Origin of the sequence: Lentzea sp. NBC_00516 (assembly GCF_036346835.1) — a bacterium.
Lineage (GTDB): Bacteria > Actinomycetota > Actinomycetes > Mycobacteriales > Pseudonocardiaceae > Lentzea > Lentzea sokolovensis.
The window spans coordinates 7,569,629-7,590,252 of record NZ_CP107840.1; the positions used below are offsets into that span (position 1 = coordinate 7,569,629).

The following is a 20,624-nucleotide window of genomic DNA, read 5'->3' on the forward strand; positions in this document are numbered from 1 at the left end:
ATGGGTGCGATCTCTACGGGGCTGATCGTGCTGATCGCCGTGAGCGCGTTCGTGCTGATCTTGGCACTGATCACGCTGAGCAGACTTTTCAAGAAGTGCGAGCAGGGCAAGGCCCTGATCGTCTCGAAGATGCGCAAGGTCGACGTGACGTTCACGGGAACCGTTGTGCTGCCTGTGCTGCACAGGTGCGAAACGATGGACATCTCGGTGAAGACCATCGAGATCCGAAGGGCCGGCAACGAGGGCCTGATCTGCAAGGACAACATCCGCGCGGACATCCGCATCACGTTCTTCGTGCGGGTCAACAAGACCGTCGAGGACGTCATCAAGGTCGCGCAGGCGATCGGCACCGAGCGGGCGAGCCACGAGCAGACGCTGCAGGAGCTGTTCAACGCCAAGTTCTCCGAGGCGCTCAAGACCGTCGGCAAGCAACTCGACTTCGTCGACCTCTACACCCACCGCGACGAGTTCCGCGACCGGATCGTGCAGGTCATCGGCACCGACCTCAACGGCTACAGCCTCGAGGACGCGGCCATCGACTACCTGGAGCAGACGCCGCTCAAGCAGCTCGACCCGGCGAACATCCTGGACGCGCAGGGCATCCGCAAGATCACCGAGCTGACCGCGATCGAGCACGTCAAGACCAACGAGTTCACCCGCAACGAGGAGAAGGAGATCACGCGCCAGAACGTCAGCGCGCGTGAGGCGATCCTCGAGCTCGAACGGCGCCAGGCCGACGCGGAGATCAAGCAGAAGCGCGCGATCGAGACCGCCCGCGCACAGCAGGAAGCCGAGACGCAGAAGGTTCAGGCCGAGGAACGCCTCAAGGCCAACACCGCCTTCATCCGCACCGAGGAACAGCTCGGCATCCAGACCGAGAACAAGGCCCGCGAGATCGCCGTCGCCGAGAAGAACCGCGAGCGCGTGATCGCCGTCGAGACCGAACGCATCGAGAAGGACCGCATGCTGGAGGTCATCGCCCGCGAACGCGAGACGTCGCTGCGCATGATCGAGAAGGACAAGGAGCTCGAGCACGAGCGCCGCGCGATCGCCGACCTGGTGCGCGAGCGGGTCGCCGTCGAGAAGACGGTGGCCGAGCAGGAGGAGAACATCAAGCGCCTGCGTGCGGTCGAGGAAGCCGAGCGCGACCGTCAGCAGATCATCATCCGCGCCGAGGCCGAGGCGCAGGAGTCGCTGGTCAAGGACATCAAGGCCGCCGAGGCCGCGGAGCAGTCGGCGCAGCACAAGGCCCGCGAGGAGGTCGTGCTCGCCGAGGCCCGCAACAAGGCCGCCGAGCTGGACACCCGTTCCAAGATCCGTCTCGCGGAGGGCACGCAGGCAGAGGCCGCGGCCAAGGGCCTGGCGGACGCGCTGGTCAAGGAACGCGACGCCGCCGCGTCCGAGGCGTTCGGTCGCGCCGAGGCCGTGGTCGACCGCGAGAAGGCGCTCGCCGACGCCGAGGGCATCAAGGAACGCCTCAAGGGTGAGGCGGAAGGCCTGTCGCACAAGGCGGAGGCGATGGCCGCGCTCGACACCGCGACCCGCGAGCACGAGGAGTACCGGCTCCGTCTCGAGGCGGAGAAGGAGATCCGGCTCAGGGGCATCGACGTGCAGCGCGAGATTGCCGAGGCCCAGGCCATGGTGCTCGCGGCCGGTCTGGAGAAGGCCGACATCGACATCATCGGTGGCGACACGATGTTCTTCGACCGGATCGCCAGCTCGATCACCGCGGGCAAGCAGGTCGACGCCTTCGTCGGCGGCTCGGACGTGGTGCAGGCGCTGGGCTCGAAGTGGATGGACGGGTCGGCGAACTTCCCGGAGGACCTGACCAAGATCCTCAGCTCCTTCACCACCGGTGACGCGCAGAACATCGCCGCGGCGATCGCGCTGACCCAGATGGCCAAGAACAACGGCCAGAACGCATGACAGTGTCCAACCCTTCTGGACTGGACGCCGGAACTTACGAGGTGCTGCGGGCAAGACTGGCGGAGCAGGCCACTCAACTCGCCCGCAGCACCGAGGCGCTGAACGACCGGCGCGTCGAGACGTTCGGCAGCACGGCCCTCGAACTCGTTGCCACCGAACGCATTCGGACCGAGAACAACTGCGTGCCGCGTGACATCGTCGCGCTCGGCGACGTGATGCTGTTCGGCTACAACGTCTTCATGGGCCTCAAGCCCGAGACGACGGTCAACGACGTCTTCGCGGCGCACGGCAGGGACTTCGCCACGGTCGAGGCGGAGTTCCTGCAGGACCCGAGGTTCCGCAACGACTTCGCCGAGCTGTACCGGTACTACCGGGAAACGCGGCTGCTCCAGCTGCGCACGGTCGAGTCGCGGCTGCTCGCCGTGTTCCAGACCGGCGAGCAGATCGAGGACCTCCGCGTCCTGCGCTGGGACGTCAAGGTCGACGGCACGGTCACGTACGTCGACAACCGCGGCGACCGGGACCACGTCTTCCCGCCCTCGCACGACTTCACGTGGGTCGAGACGACCCGCGAGCAGCACGTGCTGGGCCGGCACCCGCACATCGCCATCGACAACGAGGTCTTCGTCGAGACGGTCGGCGGCACGCTGACCGTCAAGATCGAGGACAACACCGAGTCGGGCGAGGGCGTCTACGAAGAGCCCGTCGACGAGCCGTTGCAGAGTCTTGCGGACGCCGAGATCCACTATGCCCGCGTCGGCCCGTTGATCCTCCTCAAAATCCTGCCGTACAAGGAAACGGCGTGGCGGCACCTGGTGTTCAACACCCGCACCAAGGAGGTCACCAGGCTCGACGGCATCGGGCAGGCCTGCCAGCGCCTGCCAGAGGACCAGGGGATCATCTTCCCCGGCGGCTACTACCTGGTCACGGGCGCGGACAAGACGTTCGACGTCGACACCGACGAGCTGGAGTTCGAGCGGGTCGTCCGTTCCGCGAACGGCGAGGACGTGCTGTTCGTCTACCACGCCCGGCGTGAGGGTCGCAGCCTTCTGCTGCCCTACAACGTGATCCGCAAGGAAGTCGCGACGCCCATCACCTGCCACGGCTACTCGCTCTTCGCCGACGGCACGCTGGTGGTCTTCCGCGAGACCAGCTCCGAGGCCGTGCGCGTGCACCCGATGCAGGTGTGGCGCACGCCGTTCGTCCACGACGAGGTGCTGCCGGACCAGGCGGGCCCGCTCGCCCGCATCGGCAACGCCGACCTCGTCCGCGGCATCTCGGACTGCCTGTCCATCACCAGGATGAGCGCCGAGATGACGCCGAGTGCGCCGGTGTTCGAGGGCCTGATCGCCCTGTGCACCAGGGTGATCGACGGCGTGTTCTGGCTCGACGAACTGGGCCTCAAGCAGGACGTCCAGGCCGTGCGCGCCACGGCAGAACAGGTGCTGGACGAGTTCGAGGCCGTCCGCACGCTCACCGAGCACGCCGCCCAGCAGCTCCACACGGCCGGCGAGAAGCTCGCCTCACTGGTCAGGCTCGCCAGGTCGGCCGCGCCCAGAAGCGCCGACGAGTGGGTGCGGTTGCTGGCCGATCTGCGGTCCGCCCAGGGCCGGCTGATCACCCTCAAGGACCTCAAGTACGTCGACCTCGAAGAGATCGACCGCCGCGAGGCCGAGCTGGTCGAGGAACTCGGCGCGTCCGCGCGCAGGGCTGTCGCGTTCCTCAGCGGTGAGGGCGCGTTCTCCCAGTACCACGAGGAGATCGACCAGATCGCGGCCACGGAGCTGAAGACCGCGTCCGAGGCGAAGCCGTTGCGCGAACGCCTCGCGCAGCAGCAGACCGGACTGGAGGTGCTGACCGAGGTCGTCAGCACGCTCGACGCCGCCGACACGACGACCCGCACGCAGATCCTGGCGAGCATCGGCGAGGTACTGGCCGCGGTCAACCGCGCACGGGCCACTGTGGACGGTCGTCGAGCCCAGCTCGCGAACGCCGAGGGCCGCGCCGAGTTCGCCGCGGAGTTCGCACTGCTCGGCCAGGCCATCACCGGCGCGTTGTCGGTCGCGGACACCCCGCAGCGCTGCGACGACCAACTCGGCAGGCTGTTGCTGCAGCTGGAGAACCTGGAGTCGCGGTTCGGCGAGTTCGACGACTTCCTCGCCCAGGTCGGCGCCAAGCGCACGGACGTCTACGAAGCCTTCTCCGCCCGCAAGCAGACGCTGCTCGACGAACGCGCCCGCAAGGCCGACCGGCTCGTGCAGTCCGCGGAACGGGTGCTCGGCACGATCCGCCGTCGCGTCGGGAAGCTGACCTCGACCGACGAGATCAACACGTACTTCGCCGGCGACCCGATGGTCGCCAAGGTCCGCACGGTCGCCGAGCAACTCAGGGAACTCGGCGACGTCCGGGCCGACGAGCTCGACGCGAGTCTGCGCGATGCCCGGCAAGAGGGAGGCCGGGCACTGCGGGACCGGGCCGATCTGTACGACGGCGCGTCGATCGTGCTCGGTCGTCATCGCTTCCCGGTGACGACCGAGCCGATGAACCTCACCCTGGTGCCCCGCGACGGTCGCCTCTACTACGCGGTCACCGGCACCGACTACCGCAGCGAGGTCACCGACCCGGACTTCGGGAAGACCACCGCGTTCTGGGACCAGCTGCTGGTCTCCGAGACGCAGGACGTCTACCGGTCCGAACACCTCGCCGGATGCCTGCTCGCCGAAGGCCGCACCGACGTCACGAACGCCGCCGCGGAACGCTACGACGAGGGCTACGAGAAGGGCGTCCACGACCACGACGCCGAGAAGATCCTTGCTGTCCTGCAACGACTGCACGCCGGCGCAGGCCTGCTCCGGTACCCGCCGGCGGCCAGGGCCAAGGCGCAGATCTTCTGGTCCGAACAGCCGGAAGACCAACGCGCGGTGTGGACGCGCAAGGCCGAGTCACTGGCCCGCGCCCGCACGATCTTCGGTGGCACGCACGGAATTCCGGAGCTCACCGGGCAGTTCGGGCTCGAAGACCTCAGCGCCGAGTACCTGTTCGAGGAACTCGCCTGCGAGCCCAGGGGATTCGTCACCAGCAAGGCCGCCCGCGCGGTGATCGACAGGTTCCGCGCGGTCGTCACCGAGGAACTCCACGACCGCGACCTGATCGAGGCGTGGCTGAACGCGTTCCTCAAGGACGAGGACTGCCCGGAGTTCCCCGAGGTCGTCGCGATCCTGCTGACCGACCTGCCGCGCTACGACTCCAGCGCGTCGCTGACCGAGACCGTCACCGGCCTGCTCGGCACGCACCCGCGCGTGCACGACCAGTCGATGGACCTGCGCCTGGACGAGACCCTGACCAGGCTCAGGACGTTCAACGCCGTACAGGTGCCCGCCTTCCGCGCTTACCAGCGCCAGCGCGACGAGTTGCTGGCCGAGGAACGCCGCAGGCTCAGGCTCGACGACTACAAACCTGCCGTGCTCAACACCTTCGTGCGCAACAGGTTGCTGAACGAGGTCTACCTGCCGTTGATCGGCGACAACCTCTCCAAGCAGCTCAACGACGGCACCGGCCTGCTGATGCTGATCTCCCCTCCCGGCTACGGCAAGACGACGCTCATGGAGTACGTCGCGAACCGCCTGGGCATGGTGTTCGTCAAGGTCAACGGCCCGGCGCTGGGCACGGGCGTCACCTCGCTCGACCCGGAGGAGGCACCGAACGCCACCGCGCGCCAGGAGGTCGAGCGGATCAACTTCGCGTTCGCCCTGGGCAGCAACGTTCTCCTGCACCTGGACGACATCCAGCACACCTCACCGGAGCTGCTGCAGAAGTTCATCTCGCTCTGCGACGCCCAACGACGGGTGGACGGCGTCTGGGACGGCGAGGCACGCACGTTCGACCTGCGGGGCAAGCGCTTCGCGGTGTCGATGGCCGGCAACCCGTACACCGAGACCGGCCGCGCGTTCCGAGTCCCGGACATGCTCGCGAACCGCGCGGACGTGTGGAACCTCGGTGACGTGCTGTCCGGTCGCGACGCGCTGTTCGCGTTGAGCTACCTGGAGAACGCGTCCGGTTCGAACCCGACGCTGGGCGGCGTCGACGTGGAACCGTTGGTGCGCCTGGCGAACGGCGAGAGCGTCCGGCACGACCACGAGACCGTCGAGCTGGAACGGATGCTGTCCGTGGTCCGGAAGCTGCAACGGATCCAGCAGGTCGTGCTCAAGGTCAACCAGGCCTACATCGCATCGGCCGCGGACCCGTCCGGGCAGCCGTTCCTGTTGCAGGGCAGCTATCGCAACATGATCAGGATGGCGGCGAGGATCGTGCCGGCGATGAACGACGCCGAGGTCGAGGCGTTGATCGACGACCACTACCTCGGCGAGGCCCAGTTGCTCGGCTCACTGGCGGAAGCGAACCTCGCGAGGCTCAGGGAGCTCAAGGCCTAGCTTTGTCGCAGTTCAGCACGAACGGCTTGCCGTCCGGCCCGCGCAGGTCGACCGGCTGCAGCTGGTACTTCTTCAGAAGATCGCAGAACTCGTTGCTCATCGGCCATTCCAGGCAGCGCTTCAACTCGTCGCCGAAGAGCTTCGAGTCGCAGCGCAGCATGTCGAACAGGTTGGGCTGGGACGCGCCGGGAGCAGGCGGAGGCGGCGGCCGGTGATCGGGCCGGTGCCGGGGCGGCGGGTTGACGCCGGGGGGCGGTGGCGGAGGGGGAGGAGGCGGCGGCCGCTCGGCACCGATCGCGGAGACGGTGGTCGTGGCGGTCGCGGTGATGATCTCGGGTGGCAGGGGCGGCGGCGCGACCAGGCGGATGTCGACGGGCTTGTCCGAGGGCGTCGTGAACAGGGCCGCGACGAGGGCAGCGCCCATCACCGCGACCGCGGCTGTGAAGTAGCCGCGGCGTCTGACACCAGTCATCGCTCTCGCTCCCCAGGTTCCGCCTGCCCGGTAGCCGCCGTCCCCGTGGAATCGTTGTGCCCGCTAACGGTGTTACGGGATCGGGAAATCAGCCCGTCCTGTCAGGCCCCGCGCTGGTCAGCGAGATCCGCAGGATCACGCGCTGCTCACGTTCCATCGCCGCCCGGTAGTCGTTCCAGTCGGAGTGCTCGCCGGAGATCGTCCGGTAGTACTCGACCAGCAGGTCCATCGCCTCGGGCAACGGCACGACCGTCGCGGTGCCGTTGATCTGGATCCAGCGCCCGAAGAAGCTGTCCGGCAGCACGCACAACGAGACGTGCGGATCGCGCTGGACCTGTTTCGTCTTGTAGGCGGTGGCTCGCGTGGAGACGAGCACATCACCGTTGTCGTCCAACGCGACGAGCACCGGTGACATGGACGGCGTGCCGTCGGATTTCATCGCGCAGAACACCGCGCGGTGCTGGCTGCGGAGCACTTCCCGTGCCTGGTCCAGTTCCATGGTCTTCATCCTGGCGAGACGGGACGATGTCCGCATGCCCGATCCGAACTCCGTCAGCTGGCAGCTGCACGCGGATCCGACGATGTGGATCGCCGGAATCGCGAGCCTCTACCTGCAGGCACTACACCCCAGCGCGGTCGCGGGTGTCGTGCAGAACTCGAACTTCCAGGCAGATCCGCTCGGCAGGCTCAAGCGCACGGCGGATTTCGTCGACCTCGGCGTCTACGGCACCGACGAGGAGATCGCCACCGCGGCGGCACGGGTGCGGGCCACGCACCGCAGCCTGCGCGGCGTCGTCGACGGCAGGACGTTCCGCGTCGACGAGCCCGAACTGCTGCTCTGGGTTCATTGCTCGGAGGTTTCCTGCTTCGAAACAGTGCTCGACCGTGCGGGGTACGGGCTGTCCGGGAGGCAGAAGGACCTCTACTACGCCGAACAACGATCTGCGGCCGCTTTGGTCGGATTGCACCCGGATGAAGTACCGGGATCCAGGCGCGAAATGGCCGAATACTTCGACCGGATGCGTCCGTTTCTACGTCGAACGACCGATTCTGATGTGATCTACGACTTCTTGCACGGCCCTCCGGTGCAAGGGTGGCTCCGTCACGGACTGCCCGTGTACAGGGTTCTGGTGGGCCACCTGGCGTACTCGGTACTACCCGAGTGGGCGCTCGAACTACACGGCCGCGAGCCCTATGCGCATGCCGAAAGGTGGCTGCGATTGATGCGCCGAGCTGCACTTATGGTGCCGGGCAAGATCAGAAGACTGGCCCCGCCCGTCCATCTCAGGCGCGCGATCGAGCGGCACGGCAGGCATGTGACACCCAGTAAAGCGAGACTTCCGTAGTTGTCATACATCACAGTCGATCATCGCCGCAGGTCCGTAGCATTGCGCACGAATCCACAACACCCCCGGAAGGCCTGTCGTGATCCGTCGTGCCTCGCTCCTGATCGCCGTTGCGGTGTTCGCCACCGCCTGTGGGAGCGGTGACAGCAGCACAGTCATCGGACGTGCCGACTCCGGGAAGCTGACCATCGGCATCCGCTACGACCAGCCGGGCCTGAGCGAGCGGCGTCTCGACGGCCGGTACGTCGGCTTCGACGTCGACGTCGCCAAGTACGTGGCGAACGAGCTCGGGGTGAAGGACACCGGCATCACGTTCAAGGAGGCCCGCGGCGCCGCCCGCGAGTCGATGCTGGAGAACGGCGAGGCCGACCTGATCATCGCCTCGTACTCGATCACCGACGCCCGCAAGGAGAAGGTCGCCTTCGCCGGCCCGTACTTCGAGACGGGCCAGGGCATGCTGGTGCGCTACTCCGAGGAGTCCGTCCAGGGCCCGGAGACCCTGAACGGCCGCAAGCTGTGCTCGGTCAAGGGTTCCACCTCCGCTCAGAAGGTGAAGTCGGACTACTCCAAGAACGTGCAGCTCGTCGAGTACGGCCAGTACTCCGACTGCGTGATCGCTCTCATGGCGGGCAACGTCGACGCCGTCTCGACCGACGAGGTCATCCTCGCCGGGTTCGCCGCGGAGAACCCCGAGCTGCTCAAGCTCGTCGGCAAGACGTTCTCCAAGGAGCGCTACGGCATCGGTGTGCCGAAGGGTGACGCCGAGTCGCGCGACGCCGTCAACGACGCCATCGAGAAGATGATTTCGAGCGGTGAGTGGAAGCGGGCTCTCGAACGCAACGTCGGTCCGTCGGGTTACGAGATCCCGCAGCCACCGCAGATCACCGAGAAGTCCTAGCCGATGGCGGCGGACTTGGCGGTCCAGGCCGACCAGTCCAGCGTCCAGTCCCAGTAATCGCCGTGGGCAGGCCCGTTCGGGTCGGCCAGCCCGAGCTGCACCGAGGAACCCACGACCTCGACCGGGTCACCGACCATCGTCAGGTCGAAGAAGATCTTGGCGTTGGGACCGGACAGGTTCGCGCACCCGTGCGACACGTTCTCCTTGCCCTGGCTGGGAATCGTGTCGTTGTTCTCGTGCACGAACTCGCCGTTCTGCGAGATCAGCACCGCCCACGTGACCGGGACGTCGTAGTTGTACACGGTGCTCTTCATCCGCCGTGAGGCTTCCTTCTGCTGCACCACGTGGATGCCGGACCGGGTCACCCTGCCCGGGTCGCTCTCCTTGCCGTACGACGCCGGGAGGTCGTGCAGCAGCACGCCGTCCCGGTAGATCTCGAACCGCTTGGTCTGCGTGTTCGCCTTGGCCACCAGCGCCCGGTCCGCGATCTTGAACTGCGCGTGCATGTCGCTCTTGCCGAAGGCACCCCCGCCGAACGGCACTCCGTAGACGTTCACGTCGAGCGCGACCTCGGTGTTCGGCTTCCAGTACTCCTTCGGCCGCCAATGCGCCTCGGTGTCGGACAGCCACGCCCACGCGCCCTCGGTCGGCACGGACGTCTTGACGGTCATCGTCTTCTGCACGGAAGCCTTGTCCTGCACGGGCGCGCTGAAGGTCACCTTCAACGGCATCGCGATGCCGTAGGTCTGGTTGTCGTCGACGTTGAGCTTCGCGCTGGTGAGCCGTTGCGGCTTGATCGTGCGGAACGACCCGGTGACCGGGACTTCGGTGCCGTCCTCGCCCTTGGCCGAGCCCGACCACGTGTAGGCCTTGTCGTAGCCCAGATCCTCGGTGGCGACCCACCTTTCAGCGGTGAGTTCACCCTTCACCGCCCGGCCGTCGGCGCCGGTGAGCGCGACGGCGGTGAGTGCGCCACCGGTCATTCCGACCTGGAATGGTCCGGCCGGGCTGATCCCCTCGCCCGACGCCGGCGTCACGGTCAGTGCTGCCTTCGCTTTCTGCTCCACAGCCGGAGCAGTGGGTGCCGAACCAGCCTCGGGCGCACCGTCAGGCGCGGCGCCGCAGGCGGTCAATCCCAGTAGTGCAGCCAAAACCAGTGCCCGGAACACGTGTCCCCCCAAGATCCCCTCGTCCAACGCTGAAGAGGACGCGCGGCCGTGGAACACGTTGCTCGGGAAATTGCGATCACCCACCCGGACCAGCGGGTTTCCCCCTATTGAGGCACGCAACTGGCCAGTAATGACCTGTAGTGCTATGACCAATCACACGTTAGGCTGACCCGCGCAGGCCGTGGTTTCTGTGTTCGTGCTTCACACGCTCGCGGAACGACACGCGGGCGTGCGGTGCGCTCTCAGCGAGTTTGCCTAACGCCCCCGGGACGGCCGGGGTTGCACGGTGCAGCCCCAAGCTTTCCTGCGATGGAGGCAGGTACATGGCACAGGGCACTGTCAAGTGGTTCAACTCCGAGAAGGGCTTTGGTTTCATCGCCCAGGACAACGGCGGCGCTGACGTCTTCGTCCACTACTCGGAGATCCAGGGTCAGGGCTTCCGCACCCTGGAGGAGAACCAGCGAGTGGAGTTCGAGGTCGGCCAGGGCACCAAGGGCCCGCAGGCCCAGAACGTCCGCGCGGTCTGATCAGATCTGCAACACGCCGCAGTTGAGTCGTAAGTGAGAAGGACCCTCGACCGGGCTCGGTCGAGGGTCCTTCTTCGTTCTGTCCGGGTCTAGTGGCCGCGCTGCCGCGCTTCCCACTCCAGGCGCTGCATGACCCACTCCGTGGCGAGAGCCTGCGGGGAGGTCTGGCGCTCGGCGGCGAGCTCCTTGAGCTGCTCGTTCGCCATGAGCTGCAGCCTCAGCTGGTACACCTGCGAGCTGCCGAAACCCGACGCGGTGGTCTCGTTGTCCGCGTCTGGGGCCAGGGCGGCCAGGTAAGAGGTCAGCTCGTCGTCGTGCGACGTCTCCGGTTGCTGCGGTTCGTCCGCGGGGCGGTGACGGCCGGACTTGGAGCGTCCGAGGGATCCAATGGGCACCGGGACACGATAACGGCTCGGTCACGGAAGCCAAACCCCTGTGAGCCGGGTCACCCCAAGGTGTAAATGGCTCTACTCAGAGTGGATCTCCGGCGGGCGTCCCCGGACACGGAGAGGCCCCCGCGCCAGGGGGAGGAACGCGGGGGCCGGAGGGGATCTCCACAGGCGCTGACCGGGGGTGTGTCAGCTTTTGGATTGTTGCATGCGCACGAGCTTGTTGGGGAGTGTTCCCAACGAGATTCTTATGCTGCCGATGGACGGAAACCCCGCAGTCGCAAGCTGTTGGTAACAACGAACACGCTGCTGAAGGCCATCGCGGCACCCGCGATCATGGGGTTCAGCAGGCCCAGTGCCGCGAGTGGAAGTCCAGCGACGTTGTAGGCGAAAGCCCAGAACAGATTCCCCTTGATGGTGCCCAAGGTCTTGCGGGACAACCGAATCGCGTCCGCCGCCACGCGCAGGTCGCCGCGCACCAGCGTCAGGTCGCTCGCCTCGATCGCGACGTCGGTCCCGGTTCCCATGGCCAGCCCCAGATCCGCGGCCGCGAGTGCCGGCGCGTCGTTCACGCCGTCGCCGACCATGGCCACAACTCGGCCCTGTGCCTGGAGATTCCGGACCGCTTCGACTTTGCCGGAGGGCAGGACGTCGGCGATGACCTCGTCGATGCCCACCTCGGCCGCGACCTCGGCGGCCACGGCGGCGTTGTCGCCGGTCAGCAACACCGGGCGCAGGCCGAGTCCCTTGAGTTCCGCAATCGCTTGTGCGGACGTGGGTTTCACGACGTCCGACACGACGATGGCGCCGACAACCTTGTCATCAAAGGAAACCGCGACAACAGTCCGAGTTGTGTGAGCAACCAGGGCCTCAGTCATCTCCTGTGAAAGGACAACATTCCGCACCCGGCCGACGACGACGCGTCGACCTTCGACCACTCCGCTGACGCCCACGCCGTCCGTGGACACGAAGTCCGACACCGGCGGAACGTCGTCGACCTCGCGGACGATCGCCGCGCCGATCGGATGTTCGGACGCGTTCTCGACGGCCGCCGCGAACCGCAGCACCTCGTCGCGTGCCGCGCCGTCCGCGGGGATCACGTCGACCAGAGTCAGGCGTCCGGTCGTGACCGTGCCGGTCTTGTCCAGCACGACGGTGTCCACGCGCCGGGTCGACTCGAGCACCTCGGGACCCTTCACCAGGATCCCGAGCTGAGCGCCGCGGCCGGTACCCACGAGCAACGCCGTCGGTGTCGCCAGTCCCAGCGCGCACGGGCACGCGATCACGAGCACCGCCACCGCCGTCGTCACCGCGAACTCCAGCGGCCGGCCGGCGAGCAGCCACGCGCCGAACGACACCAGGGCGATCAGCACGACGACCGGGACGAACACGGAGGACACCCGGTCCGCCAGTCGTTGCACCTGCGCCTTGCCCGCCTGGGCCTGCTCGACCAGCTTGGCCATCCGCGCCAGCTGGGTGTCCGCGCCGACGCTCAGGGCCTCGACGACCAGCCGGCCACCGGCGTTGACCGTCCCGCCGACCACGGAATCGCCCGCGCCGACCTCGACCGGCACCGATTCCCCGGTGACCATCGACCGGTCCACAGCCGAACTGCCCTCGACCACTAGGCCGTCAGTGGCGATGCGCTCACCCGGACGGACCACGAACCGTTCGCTGGCTCGGAGCTGACCGATCGGCAGGCGGATCTCGGCGCCGTCGCGCAGCACCGCCACGTCCTTGGCGCCGAGCGCGAGCAACGACCGCAGGGCCGCACCCGCGCTGCGCTTCGACCGGGCCTCCAGCCAACGCCCGAGCAGCAGGAACACGGTCACGCCGACCGCGACCTCCAGGTAGATGTCACCGGAGGTGGTGGGGCGCGGCAGCAGGCTGAACTCGTGCCGCATCCCGATCGTCCCGGCCTCGCCGAACACCAGCGCGTAGAGCGACCAGAGGTACGAGACCGTGACGCCCATCGACACGAGGGTGTCCATGGTGCTGGCGCCGTGCCGTGCGTTGACGGCGGCCGCACGGTGGAACGGCCAGCCGCACACCCACACGACCACGCTCGCCAACGCCAGCGACACCCACTGCCACGTGGGGAACTGCCACGCGGGGACCATCGAGAACGCGATCACCGGCACGCCGAGCACCGCGGCGAGGGTGACCCTCAGCCGCAGCTCACCGGCCTCGTCCACCTCGGGAGCCTCCGGCCGGGGCTCCTCGGCGTCGTAGCCCGCCGCGCGCACGGTCGACACCAGGTCGTCCACGCGCAGGCCGTCCGGGAACTGAACGCTGGCCTTCTCGGTCGCGTAGTTCACAGTGGCGGAGACGCCGTCGAGCTTGTTCAGCTTGCGTTCGATGCGGTTCGCACAGGAAGCGCACGTCATGCCGCTGATCGCGAGCTCGACGTGACGAGGCTCGGTCGTGGTCATCAGGCGACCTTGTACCCGGCCTCGGTCACGGCGGCGACGACCTCGTCACGACCGAGTTCGCGTTCGCTGGTGACGGTCACGGCGCCGGTCTCGAGGACGACGTCGACGCCCGTGACGCCGGAGACCTCGGTCAGCTCCTCGGTGACGGAGCTGACGCAGTGGCCGCAGGTCATGCCGGTGACGGTGTAGGTGGCAGTGACGGACATGAGAGCCCTTTCTCTGTACGGGGCTCCGAGTCTATACCCCCCTGGGGTAAGGGATCTACTGAGGACTCTCGGGTTTGGGCTGGTCCAGGTTGTGGAGATCGCTCTCGATCTTGTTGACCAGGTCGTCGAGACCTTCGAGCATCTTGTCGAGCTCGGCCATCCTCGAACCGAACGCGGACTCGATGTCGGCCTCGATCGTGTTCAGGTTGATGCCGCTGAGCGCCTGGAAGATCGCTTCCTGGTCGACGTCGGGCGGTGGCTGGGACGCGTTTTGGCCCTCTGCATCGGGGGAAGGCTCCGGCGTGGGGTCGGTCATCGGTCCATCATCCACTGGCCCGTTCCCCGCGAGGCACACAACGCACCAGTACAGAAAGTAACGCTGGGTGGCGGTCGAATCACTCTGCGGGGGGCTGCGGTCGTTGTCCCAGGTCGCTTAGCCTCGCGCCACACCTCAAGTCGGGGAGGGTGCAATGAGCGGGTCACTGGAAGTGCGGAAGTTCCTGTTCACACAGGACGACAGCATGTCGCGACAGGGCGGGCCGAACGTGCCGGCCCAACGGAGCGGAGAACCCTCGCGGATCTCCGACGATCAGGTTCGCCGGGCCAGGCTCGCGGTCGCGCGAGGCGCGCTGGGTGCCGAGGACTGCCGGATGCTGCTGGACATGCTGGGCCTGTCACCGGGCGAGGACGGCGGGCTGCCACCGGCGCAACGGTGACGGCGTGCGCACGCGAAAGCGGCCCTGACTCCAGGCGCGCACCCCCCGGAGCGCGTCTGCAGAGCAGGGCCGCAACCGGAAACATACCCACGGGTCTCTTTTGCGGCAACGGCTAACCTTCACCCATGCCCCAGCAGGACCGGGCGTACGCGACACGTGAGGCGATACTCCACGCCGCGGCGAAGGAGTTCGACCGGCTCGGTTACGAGCGCACGTCGCTGACCGCCGTGCTCGCGCGCACCGGGTTGACCAAGGGCGCGTTCTACTTCCACTTCCCCTCGAAGGAAGCGGTCGCGGACGCCCTGGTCGAACGGCAGAGCGAGTTGTGGGCGCGGATGAGGGAGTCGTGGCGGCTGCGCGGGCTCGATCCGCTCAGTGCTTTGCACGGCATGTTCGCCGAGTCGGCCGACCGGATGGCCGCCGACGTGGTGCTGCGTGCCGGCGTGCGGCTCAACGCCGATCGAGAAGTCGGATATCCGGGCGTCCCGAACACGCACCTCCTGTGGGAGAAGCTCGTCGCCGCCTACGTGTTCGAGGCGGCAGAACGCGGAGACCTGCGTCCCGGCGTCGATCCCGAGGCGGTCGCCAGGACGTTGTGCGGCGCGGCGCTCGGTTCGCGGCTGATCTCCTCCGCGACGACGGCGTGCGCGGACTTCCCTGAGCGGATCCGTGAGGTTCTGGGTCACGTGCTGCCCAGTGTCACGTCTCCCGGCTGGAAGTTGTCTGGATCACAAACTGCGTCTGAAACCCCGTGAAGGGCCTCGAAGGCCCTGAACAGGCGTTTGTTGATCTGCTCGATCTCGGCCCGCAGAGGGTTTCGGCAGGTCAACGCATAAGTGGGACCCCGTTTTGGAGATGCGTGGACCTATGGCATATGCTTACGATGCTTCCAGAGACCAGCTAGTCCCCATCATCTAGCGGCCTAGGATCCCGCCCTTTCAAGGCGGTCGCGCGGGTTCGAATCCCGTTGGGGGCACGCAGTAAAGTACGGTAAGGTACGACAGCAAGAGCAAGGCCCAGTGGCGCAGTTGGTTAGCGCGTCGCCCTGTCACGGCGAAGGTCGCGGGTTCGAGTCCCGTCTGGGTCGCTTTTCTTTTCCATGGCCAGGTAGCTCAGTTGGTACGAGCGACCGCCTGAAAAGCGGTAGGTCGGCGGTTCGACCCCGCCCCTGGCCATCCTTCTTCGAAAGAAGCCCTCGCAGAACGCTGCGAGGGCTTCTTTCGTTTATGCGCTGAAGTCGATTCGAGCGATGGCTTGGTCGTCGTGTGTTTTGTAGCGGGGCCAACGCTTGTGCTCCGAATCACCGCGCTCGGCTTCCCGGATTCGGTCGAGCACTTCGCCCAGTGGCAATTGCCTCAGGTCCTCCCAGTCGAAGAGCCCGTAGTCGGACACTCCACAGGAGACACCGTCTGTGAGAGCGATCACACTCGTGACCTCCGCGCGGGGCCAGGACGCGGTCAGGGCCTGATGTCCCGCAACGGGATCGGCCTCCGCGACCCAGTAGCCGCCCGGCTTGTTCTTCCACCTGAGGATGTCCGGGTCCGGCCGGAGGTCCTCGAGTCTGGTGTCCTCGAGCACTCGGGTGGACTGTCCGAACGCGACAACAGGGGTGTCGCACAGGACGAGCGCGTCGATCGTGTCGTCGTTCCAGCGGATGATCGCCGCGGTGGACGACGGGGAGTCGCCGAGGATCAGGTCGTGCTCGTCGACGAGATTCGTGATGGCGCGGGCGAGAACGTCGGTCAACGGGTCGGTGGCGTTGATCAGGTCGGCCAGTTCGCCGGCGAGTTCTGAGGCGTACCAACCACCGTTGCGGTCAGGTGGCCTGGTTCGCGAGGTCACGCCGTCGAGCACGACGACGGCGTTCGGCAGCACCCTGATCCGATCCTCGGTGACTCGTCCCGGAGCCCCCTGCTCGGCGGTCTCGATCTTCACGGCTCCACCGTACGTGTCAACATTGGTTGACGGATCGCGGTTGTCAACGTACGTTGACAGCATGACGGAAGCGACGGATCTCGCCACAGCGGCTGGGGATCGTGACCCGAAAGTCGGGCTGCGGGCCGTCAGCGCGTTGCGGCGACTGCTGGAACATCTGGAGGCCGCCCAGGTCCGCAGTGCGCGGGCCCAGGGCTGGTCGTGGCAGGACATCGCGGCGGAACTCGGGGTGTCCCGCCAGGCGGTCCACAAGAAGCACGGGGGTCGATGATGATCGCGGAGCGGTTCACCAAGGAAGCCCGTGAGGCGGTCAAGACCGCGGTGCGGGAAGCGGAAGAGGGGCACGCGGCCGAGGTCGGTGTGGAGCACCTGCTGCTGGCGGTGCTCGACGCGCCGGTGTTGGCCGGGTTCGACCTGCCGCGCGCCGAGCTGGAGACGGCGTTCCAGGACTACCGGCGCAAGGGCGGGCTGACCAAGGCCGACGCGGAAGCGTTGCGGGGCTTGGGGATCGACGTCGACGCGGTGATCGACTCGGTGGAGCAGTCGCTCGGGACAGGGTGCTCAGGCCCGGTCCACGCCGGCGGTGGTTCGGGATGCCGCTGGAGTCGGCCTGCAAGAAGGCGCTGGAGAACTCGTTGCGTGAGTCGCGCGACCTCGGCCACAATTTCCTGGGTGTGGAACACATCCTGCTGGCGTTGTTGCAGGGCAAGGGAATCGTGGCCGAGGTGCTGACCGAACGCGGTGTCACGTACGAGGAGATTCGCAAACGGGCCGCGAGCGCTCGCGCCAGGTGAGCGCGGGCAGGAACAGCTGCGCGAGCGGGCCGATGCCGAGCGCGTAGAGGACCGTGCCGATGCCGACCGTGCCGCCGAGCAGCCAGCCGGTGCCGAGCACGATCAGTTCGAGCACGGTCCGCGTGACCCGCAGGGAAATGCCCGTGCGGCGGCAGAATCCGGTGACCAGGCCGTCGCGCGGGCCCGGTCCGAGGCGGGAGCCGACGTACGCGGCGAACGCGACGGCGTTCAGCACGATGCCCAGCGTCAGGAACACGATCCTGGGCAGCAGTCCTTCCGGCGCGGGCAGGATCGCGAGCGTCACGTCGACGCTGACGGCGATGAGGACGACGTTCGCGATCGTGCCGATGCCCGGTCTCTGCTTCAGCGGGATCCACGCCAGCAGCACCAGGACGCCGGTGATCGCGGTGATCAGGCCGAAGCTCAGACCGGTGAGTTTCGCGAGGCCCTCGTGCAGCACGTCCCACGGGTTCAGGCCGAGGGTCGCGCGGATCTGCATCGCCATGCTCGCGCCGTAGAGCCACAGGCCTGCGACGAGCTGCGGGAGGCGACGGGCGGGTGAGATCCGGACGGAGACCTGGTGGAGTGCGGTCATGGAGGACATGTGGCCATACTGAGCTTCGATTGGCCTGGTAATCCATAGCCAATTCAGGATAATTGGCTGCATGCTCCCACCAGGTGGACGTGTATCCGGTGCTCGGCTGGCTCGACTGCTCGGTGAGTGGCGTCGTGGCGGTGCCCGGCAGGGGTCCGCCGATCTCTCCGCCGCGCTGAAACTGCTGGTCGCGGACGGGCGGCTGCCCATCGGGACGCGGCTGCCGTCCGAACGCGAGCTCACCGACGCGCTGCCGGTGAGTCGCACCACCATCACCACCGCGCTGGACCAGCTGCGCACCGAGGGGGTCGTGGAGTCACGCCGCGGGGCCGGATCGTGGATCAACGGTCCAGTCGGTACCGGCGGCGGCATCACGGGTGGCGACGACACGTTGATCGACCTGACCCGGTGCGCGCCGCCGGCACATCCCGGACTGCGGCAGGCGATGGTCGCGGCGATGGCCCAGATGCCCGAGCACCTGGCGTCGCACGGCTATCACGAACGCGGGCTGCCCGCGCTGCGCCAGGTGATCGCCGATCGGTACACCGCGAGAGGACTGCCGACCTCCGCGGACCAGATCGTGGTCACGTCAGGAGCGCAGCACGCGTGGGCGTTGACGCTGCGGCTGTTCGCCGGGCCCGGCGACCGGGTTCTGGTCGAGCAGCCGACCTATCCCAACGCGCTGGAGGCGGTGCGGGCGGCGTCGGCGATTCCGGTGCCGGTCCCGATGACGGACGACGACTGGGACGTCGACGCGTACGAGGCGGCGTTGCGGCAGGTCGGGCCCCGGCTGGCCTACCTCATCCCCGACTTCCAGAACCCGACCGGTGCGCTGCTCTCCTCCGCCGGGCGGGAAAAGCTCGTCGCCGTGCTTCGGAAGGCTCACACGCCGGTCGTCGTCGACGAGACGCTGGTCGAGCTGTCGCTGACCGACGAACCGATGCCGTTGCCGATGGCGGCCTTCGGCGGGGATCTGGTGGTGACGCTGGGATCCGCGAGCAAGTCGCACTGGGGCGGGCTGCGCGTCGGGTGGATCCGGGCCTCGGCGGAGATCGTGCACCGCCTGACGTCCACGCGGGCGGCGATCGACCTCGGGACACCGGTGTTCGAGCAGCTGGTGCTGACCGACCTGCTGCAGGATCCGGAACCCGTGCTGCGGCAACGGCGCCTGGAGTTCGCCGCGCAGCGGGACGTCGCGGTGGAGGCGCTGGCGCAACATTGTCCACAGTGGAGCTTCCAGGTTCCCGCCGGCGGCCTCGGCCTGTGGTGCACGCTCGATGCGCCGGTCAGCACCAGGATCGCCGTGATGGCGCAGAACCACGGCCTGCGTCTCGTGCCTGGTCCGAGGTGGGCCGTGCACGGCGGATGTGAGCAGATGCTCCGAGTGCCGTACACGCAGTCGGCCGAAGTGCTGCGAGAAGCGATCGGCCGTTTGGGTGTGATAGCTGCATCTGTTGCAGGAACAGGCTTTCCGGCGGATGCCGAGCTATCGACGCCGGTCGCGTGAAACACGTCGGCCCGGTCTCCCGCAGCGGGGGAGACCGGGCCGACGAACTTGCAAACGAGAGGCCTGCGGAGGGGAACGTCCCAGGGATTGGCGTTCCCCGTCCGCAGGTTTCCCGTGCGGTCCGAGGCTGCGGGGGCAGCGCGGCACTCGGACCAGACCCGACCTGCCAGGGCGCGGTTGGCAGGTCAGGAAGACTGGGGGTTCCTTGCGTACAACGGGAAATAAGAGGAGGAGTTACTGGCGCGATGGAACGAGACGGTCACAAATCGCGCAGAGGGCAGACTTGTCCTGTCGGACTCAGTCGGGTGACGTGCTGGGCAGACCCGGAATGCTGCCGGGCTCAGTGCCGTCGCGACGCTCCTCGACCGACCACGTGGCGGGCGGGAAGAGCGAGTTGTGCGACGTCAGAACGGCGAGCACGCCGCGCGTGCCGCCGGAGTTGTCGGTGTGGCCGGACGACGCGGAGGCCGTGGCGACCACGGGTGCCTGCTGCGGTGCGGGCAGCGGAGCGTCCGGTCCGGGAGTCGACCAGGTGAGGTCGCTCACCGGCGCGGGCTCGGTCTTCACGGGAGCGGGCACCGGAAGATCAGGCAAAAGCGGCACGGACTTCTTGACCGCCACGACGGGTGCGGCGGGCGGAGGAGGAGGCGGCGGGACTTCGGCCGCGAGCTTCGCGGCGATCTTGGCGGCGCGGACCTGAGCCTTCGCCGCGATGACCTCGGGCGGCGCCTCGTTCGAGACGGAGCCGGAGCGGGTGTTGCCCTGCGAGCCGCCGGTGAAGTCGAGGATCGGACCCTCGTCCTCTTCCTCCGGGGGCTCCTCTTCCGCGGGCCTCGTCACGACGGGCGGCGGAATGAACCTGGCCGGCTGGTGCTTCTCGATCACCGACGCGGTGAAGGCCTCGGCCCACCCGGCGGGATCCTCGAGCAGTTTCGGGGCCTCGACGGCGGTCTCGGTGGTGATCTCGACGGCCGGGGGTTCCTCGGGACTGGCGGACGCGGACGTCCCGCTCAGCAACCAGGCGGCGGCGGTCAGCCCGCCGAGCGCAGCGGTCCGCAGCAGCAGTGCACCAACTCCACCACCCGCCACAGGATCACCACCCGTCCACCATTTCAGGTCACCCTCAACGCACAGCGCGCCGTCGGAGGTCGACGTAGAGCTATGTCTAGCACCGGTGAGTGACTTTGCGAACCAACTCGGCGCGAAACACCCGGAAGGGCGGTCTCGTGCGGCTGTCCGTGTCGCTCTGATCAGGCATGAACACCGTCAGTGTCGTCATCGG

At 67.5% G+C, this 20,624-nt stretch carries 21 protein-coding genes and 3 tRNA genes; 14 read left to right on the forward strand and 10 right to left on the reverse strand.

All coding sequences use genetic code 11. From position 1 onward, the window contains the following. Together OG205_RS34725 and OG205_RS34730 are read left to right on the forward strand one after the other, a co-directional pair. Positions 1-1,926, forward strand: a complete 1,926-nt coding sequence (locus tag OG205_RS34725) for a flotillin family protein (protein WP_330272138.1) — start codon at positions 1-3, stop codon at positions 1,924-1,926. After that, positions 1,923-6,356: a DNA repair ATPase gene (locus OG205_RS34730; RefSeq protein ID WP_330272139.1), complete on the forward strand. Its 4,434-nt coding sequence runs from the start codon at positions 1,923-1,925 to the stop codon at positions 6,354-6,356. Before OG205_RS34725 ends, OG205_RS34730 begins: the two co-directional genes overlap by 4 nt. On the opposite strand, the gene OG205_RS34735 is transcribed toward OG205_RS34730, so the two are convergent. Together OG205_RS34735 and OG205_RS34740 are read right to left on the reverse strand one after the other, a co-directional pair. After that, entirely contained in the window at positions 6,346-6,828 is a 483-nt protein-coding gene (locus OG205_RS34735) for a hypothetical protein (protein ID WP_330272140.1), read from the reverse strand. The genes OG205_RS34730 and OG205_RS34735 overlap by 11 nt on opposite strands. An 88-nt stretch (positions 6,829-6,916) precedes the next feature. Then, entirely contained in the window at positions 6,917-7,363 is a 447-nt protein-coding gene (locus OG205_RS34740) for a PPOX class F420-dependent oxidoreductase (RefSeq protein WP_330272141.1), read from the reverse strand. Between OG205_RS34740 and OG205_RS34745 the strand changes: the two genes are divergently transcribed. Then, complete coding sequence (locus tag OG205_RS34745; protein ID WP_330272142.1) at positions 7,362-8,174, forward strand: oxygenase MpaB family protein; 813 nt, start codon at positions 7,362-7,364, stop codon at positions 8,172-8,174. The genes OG205_RS34740 and OG205_RS34745 overlap by 2 nt on opposite strands. A gap of 82 nt (positions 8,175-8,256) precedes the next feature. Continuing rightward, complete coding sequence (locus OG205_RS34750; protein WP_330278292.1) at positions 8,257-9,072, forward strand: glutamate ABC transporter substrate-binding protein; 816 nt, start codon at positions 8,257-8,259, stop codon at positions 9,070-9,072. Here OG205_RS34750 and OG205_RS34755 read toward each other — a convergent pair. Beyond that, positions 9,069-10,139, reverse strand: coding sequence for a L,D-transpeptidase (locus tag OG205_RS34755; RefSeq protein ID WP_330272143.1), 1,071 nt, complete (start codon positions 10,137-10,139; stop codon positions 9,069-9,071). The two genes, OG205_RS34750 and OG205_RS34755, sit on opposite strands and share 4 nt — an antisense overlap. A 425-nt stretch (positions 10,140-10,564) precedes the next feature. Between OG205_RS34755 and OG205_RS34760 the strand changes: the two genes are divergently transcribed. Beyond that, positions 10,565-10,768 (forward strand): cold-shock protein, encoded by a 204-nt coding sequence (locus tag OG205_RS34760; RefSeq protein ID WP_030477903.1) that lies wholly within the window; start codon positions 10,565-10,567, stop codon positions 10,766-10,768. An 89-nt stretch (positions 10,769-10,857) separates the two neighbouring features. Here the strand turns inward: OG205_RS34760 and OG205_RS34765 are convergent, their stop codons facing one another. The 4 genes from OG205_RS34765 to OG205_RS34780 all read right to left on the reverse strand — a co-directional run bounded on the left by OG205_RS34765 (position 10,858) and on the right by OG205_RS34780 (position 14,111). Next, positions 10,858-11,163 (reverse strand): hypothetical protein, encoded by a 306-nt coding sequence (locus OG205_RS34765; RefSeq protein WP_330272144.1) that lies wholly within the window; start codon positions 11,161-11,163, stop codon positions 10,858-10,860. A 242-nt stretch (positions 11,164-11,405) separates the two neighbouring features. Continuing rightward, positions 11,406-13,589, reverse strand: coding sequence for a heavy metal translocating P-type ATPase (locus OG205_RS34770; RefSeq protein WP_330272145.1), 2,184 nt, complete (start codon positions 13,587-13,589; stop codon positions 11,406-11,408). Further along, positions 13,589-13,795, reverse strand: coding sequence for a heavy-metal-associated domain-containing protein (locus OG205_RS34775; RefSeq protein WP_330272146.1), 207 nt, complete (start codon positions 13,793-13,795; stop codon positions 13,589-13,591). Before OG205_RS34775 ends, OG205_RS34770 begins: the two co-directional genes overlap by 1 nt. Positions 13,796-13,850: 55 nt before the next feature. Further along, a complete protein-coding gene (locus tag OG205_RS34780) occupies positions 13,851-14,111 on the reverse strand; it encodes a hypothetical protein (protein ID WP_330272147.1) in 261 nt (86 codons plus the stop codon). 154 nt (positions 14,112-14,265) lie between these two features. On the opposite strand from OG205_RS34780, the gene OG205_RS34785 reads away from it, so the two are divergent. The 5 genes from OG205_RS34785 (at position 14,266) to OG205_RS34805 (ending at position 15,686) form a co-directional block, all read left to right on the forward strand. Then, positions 14,266-14,511, forward strand: coding sequence for a hypothetical protein (locus OG205_RS34785; RefSeq protein WP_330272148.1), 246 nt, complete (start codon positions 14,266-14,268; stop codon positions 14,509-14,511). Positions 14,512-14,636: 125 nt separating this feature from the next. Continuing rightward, a complete protein-coding gene (locus tag OG205_RS34790) occupies positions 14,637-15,266 on the forward strand; it encodes a ScbR family autoregulator-binding transcription factor (protein WP_330272149.1) in 630 nt (209 codons plus the stop codon). Positions 15,267-15,414: 148 nt separating this feature from the next. Next, positions 15,415-15,487: transfer RNA gene (locus tag OG205_RS34795), tRNA-Glu, on the forward strand. A 37-nt stretch (positions 15,488-15,524) separates the two neighbouring features. Then, positions 15,525-15,598: transfer RNA gene (locus OG205_RS34800), tRNA-Asp, on the forward strand. A gap of 14 nt (positions 15,599-15,612) precedes the next feature. Further along, a tRNA-Phe gene (locus OG205_RS34805) sits at positions 15,613-15,686 on the forward strand. A gap of 49 nt (positions 15,687-15,735) precedes the next feature. On the opposite strand, the gene OG205_RS34810 is transcribed toward OG205_RS34805, so the two are convergent. Beyond that, positions 15,736-16,446, reverse strand: a complete 711-nt coding sequence (locus OG205_RS34810; protein WP_330272150.1) for a hypothetical protein — start codon at positions 16,444-16,446, stop codon at positions 15,736-15,738. Positions 16,447-16,507: 61 nt separating this feature from the next. Between OG205_RS34810 and OG205_RS34815 the strand changes: the two genes are divergently transcribed. From OG205_RS34815 to OG205_RS34825, 3 genes are read left to right on the forward strand one after another with little or no spacing between them, the layout of a single operon-like run. Beyond that, entirely contained in the window at positions 16,508-16,717 is a 210-nt protein-coding gene (locus OG205_RS34815; RefSeq protein ID WP_030473166.1) for a helix-turn-helix domain-containing protein, read from the forward strand. Continuing rightward, complete coding sequence (locus OG205_RS34820; RefSeq protein ID WP_330272151.1) at positions 16,714-17,178, forward strand: Clp protease N-terminal domain-containing protein; 465 nt, start codon at positions 16,714-16,716, stop codon at positions 17,176-17,178. Before OG205_RS34815 ends, OG205_RS34820 begins: the two co-directional genes overlap by 4 nt. Beyond that, positions 17,136-17,240 carry a hypothetical protein gene (locus OG205_RS34825; RefSeq protein ID WP_330278293.1) on the forward strand — a complete coding sequence of 35 codons (105 nt, stop codon included), beginning with the start codon at positions 17,136-17,138 and terminating at the stop codon, positions 17,238-17,240. Before OG205_RS34820 ends, OG205_RS34825 begins: the two co-directional genes overlap by 43 nt. On the opposite strand, the gene yczE is transcribed toward OG205_RS34825, so the two are convergent. Continuing rightward, positions 17,191-17,844, reverse strand: a complete 654-nt coding sequence (gene yczE, locus OG205_RS34830; protein WP_442916621.1) for a membrane protein YczE — start codon at positions 17,842-17,844, stop codon at positions 17,191-17,193. The two genes, OG205_RS34825 and yczE, sit on opposite strands and share 50 nt — an antisense overlap. 61 nt (positions 17,845-17,905) lie before the next feature. Here yczE and yczR point away from each other — a divergent pair, with 61 nt between their 5' ends. Further along, positions 17,906-19,342, forward strand: coding sequence for a MocR-like transcription factor YczR (gene yczR, locus OG205_RS34835; RefSeq protein WP_330272153.1), 1,437 nt, complete (start codon positions 17,906-17,908; stop codon positions 19,340-19,342). Positions 19,343-19,639: 297 nt separating this feature from the next. Here the strand turns inward: yczR and OG205_RS34840 are convergent, their stop codons facing one another. Then, positions 19,640-20,431, reverse strand: coding sequence for a hypothetical protein (locus OG205_RS34840; RefSeq protein ID WP_330272154.1), 792 nt, complete (start codon positions 20,429-20,431; stop codon positions 19,640-19,642). Between the last annotated feature and the right edge of the window lie 193 nt (positions 20,432-20,624).

Bases quoted from the DNA above. Each gene is read 5' to 3' on its own strand.
- OG205_RS34735 (WP_330272140.1), bottom strand. From the start codon at position 6,828: ATGACTGGTGTCAGACGCCGCGGCTACTTCACAGCCGCGGTCGCGGTG.
- yczR (WP_330272153.1), top strand. From the start codon at position 17,906: ATGCTCCCACCAGGTGGACGTGTATCCGGTGCTCGGCTGGCTCGACTG.
- OG205_RS34725 (WP_330272138.1), top strand. From the start codon at position 1: ATGGGTGCGATCTCTACGGGGCTGATCGTGCTGATCGCCGTGAGCGCG.
- OG205_RS34780 (WP_330272147.1), bottom strand. From the start codon at position 14,111: ATGACCGACCCCACGCCGGAGCCTTCCCCCGATGCAGAGGGCCAAAAC.
- yczE (WP_442916621.1), bottom strand. From the start codon at position 17,844: ATGTCCTCCATGACCGCACTCCACCAGGTCTCCGTCCGGATCTCACCC.
- OG205_RS34785 (WP_330272148.1), top strand. From the start codon at position 14,266: ATGAGCGGGTCACTGGAAGTGCGGAAGTTCCTGTTCACACAGGACGAC.
- OG205_RS34745 (WP_330272142.1), top strand. From the start codon at position 7,362: ATGCCCGATCCGAACTCCGTCAGCTGGCAGCTGCACGCGGATCCGACG.
- OG205_RS34815 (WP_030473166.1), top strand. From the start codon at position 16,508: ATGACGGAAGCGACGGATCTCGCCACAGCGGCTGGGGATCGTGACCCG.
- OG205_RS34730 (WP_330272139.1), top strand. From the start codon at position 1,923: ATGACAGTGTCCAACCCTTCTGGACTGGACGCCGGAACTTACGAGGTG.
- OG205_RS34775 (WP_330272146.1), bottom strand. From the start codon at position 13,795: ATGTCCGTCACTGCCACCTACACCGTCACCGGCATGACCTGCGGCCAC.
- OG205_RS34770 (WP_330272145.1), bottom strand. From the start codon at position 13,589: ATGACCACGACCGAGCCTCGTCACGTCGAGCTCGCGATCAGCGGCATG.
- OG205_RS34820 (WP_330272151.1), top strand. From the start codon at position 16,714: ATGATGATCGCGGAGCGGTTCACCAAGGAAGCCCGTGAGGCGGTCAAG.
- OG205_RS34760 (WP_030477903.1), top strand. From the start codon at position 10,565: ATGGCACAGGGCACTGTCAAGTGGTTCAACTCCGAGAAGGGCTTTGGT.
- OG205_RS34740 (WP_330272141.1), bottom strand. From the start codon at position 7,363: ATGCGGACATCGTCCCGTCTCGCCAGGATGAAGACCATGGAACTGGAC.
- OG205_RS34790 (WP_330272149.1), top strand. From the start codon at position 14,637: ATGCCCCAGCAGGACCGGGCGTACGCGACACGTGAGGCGATACTCCAC.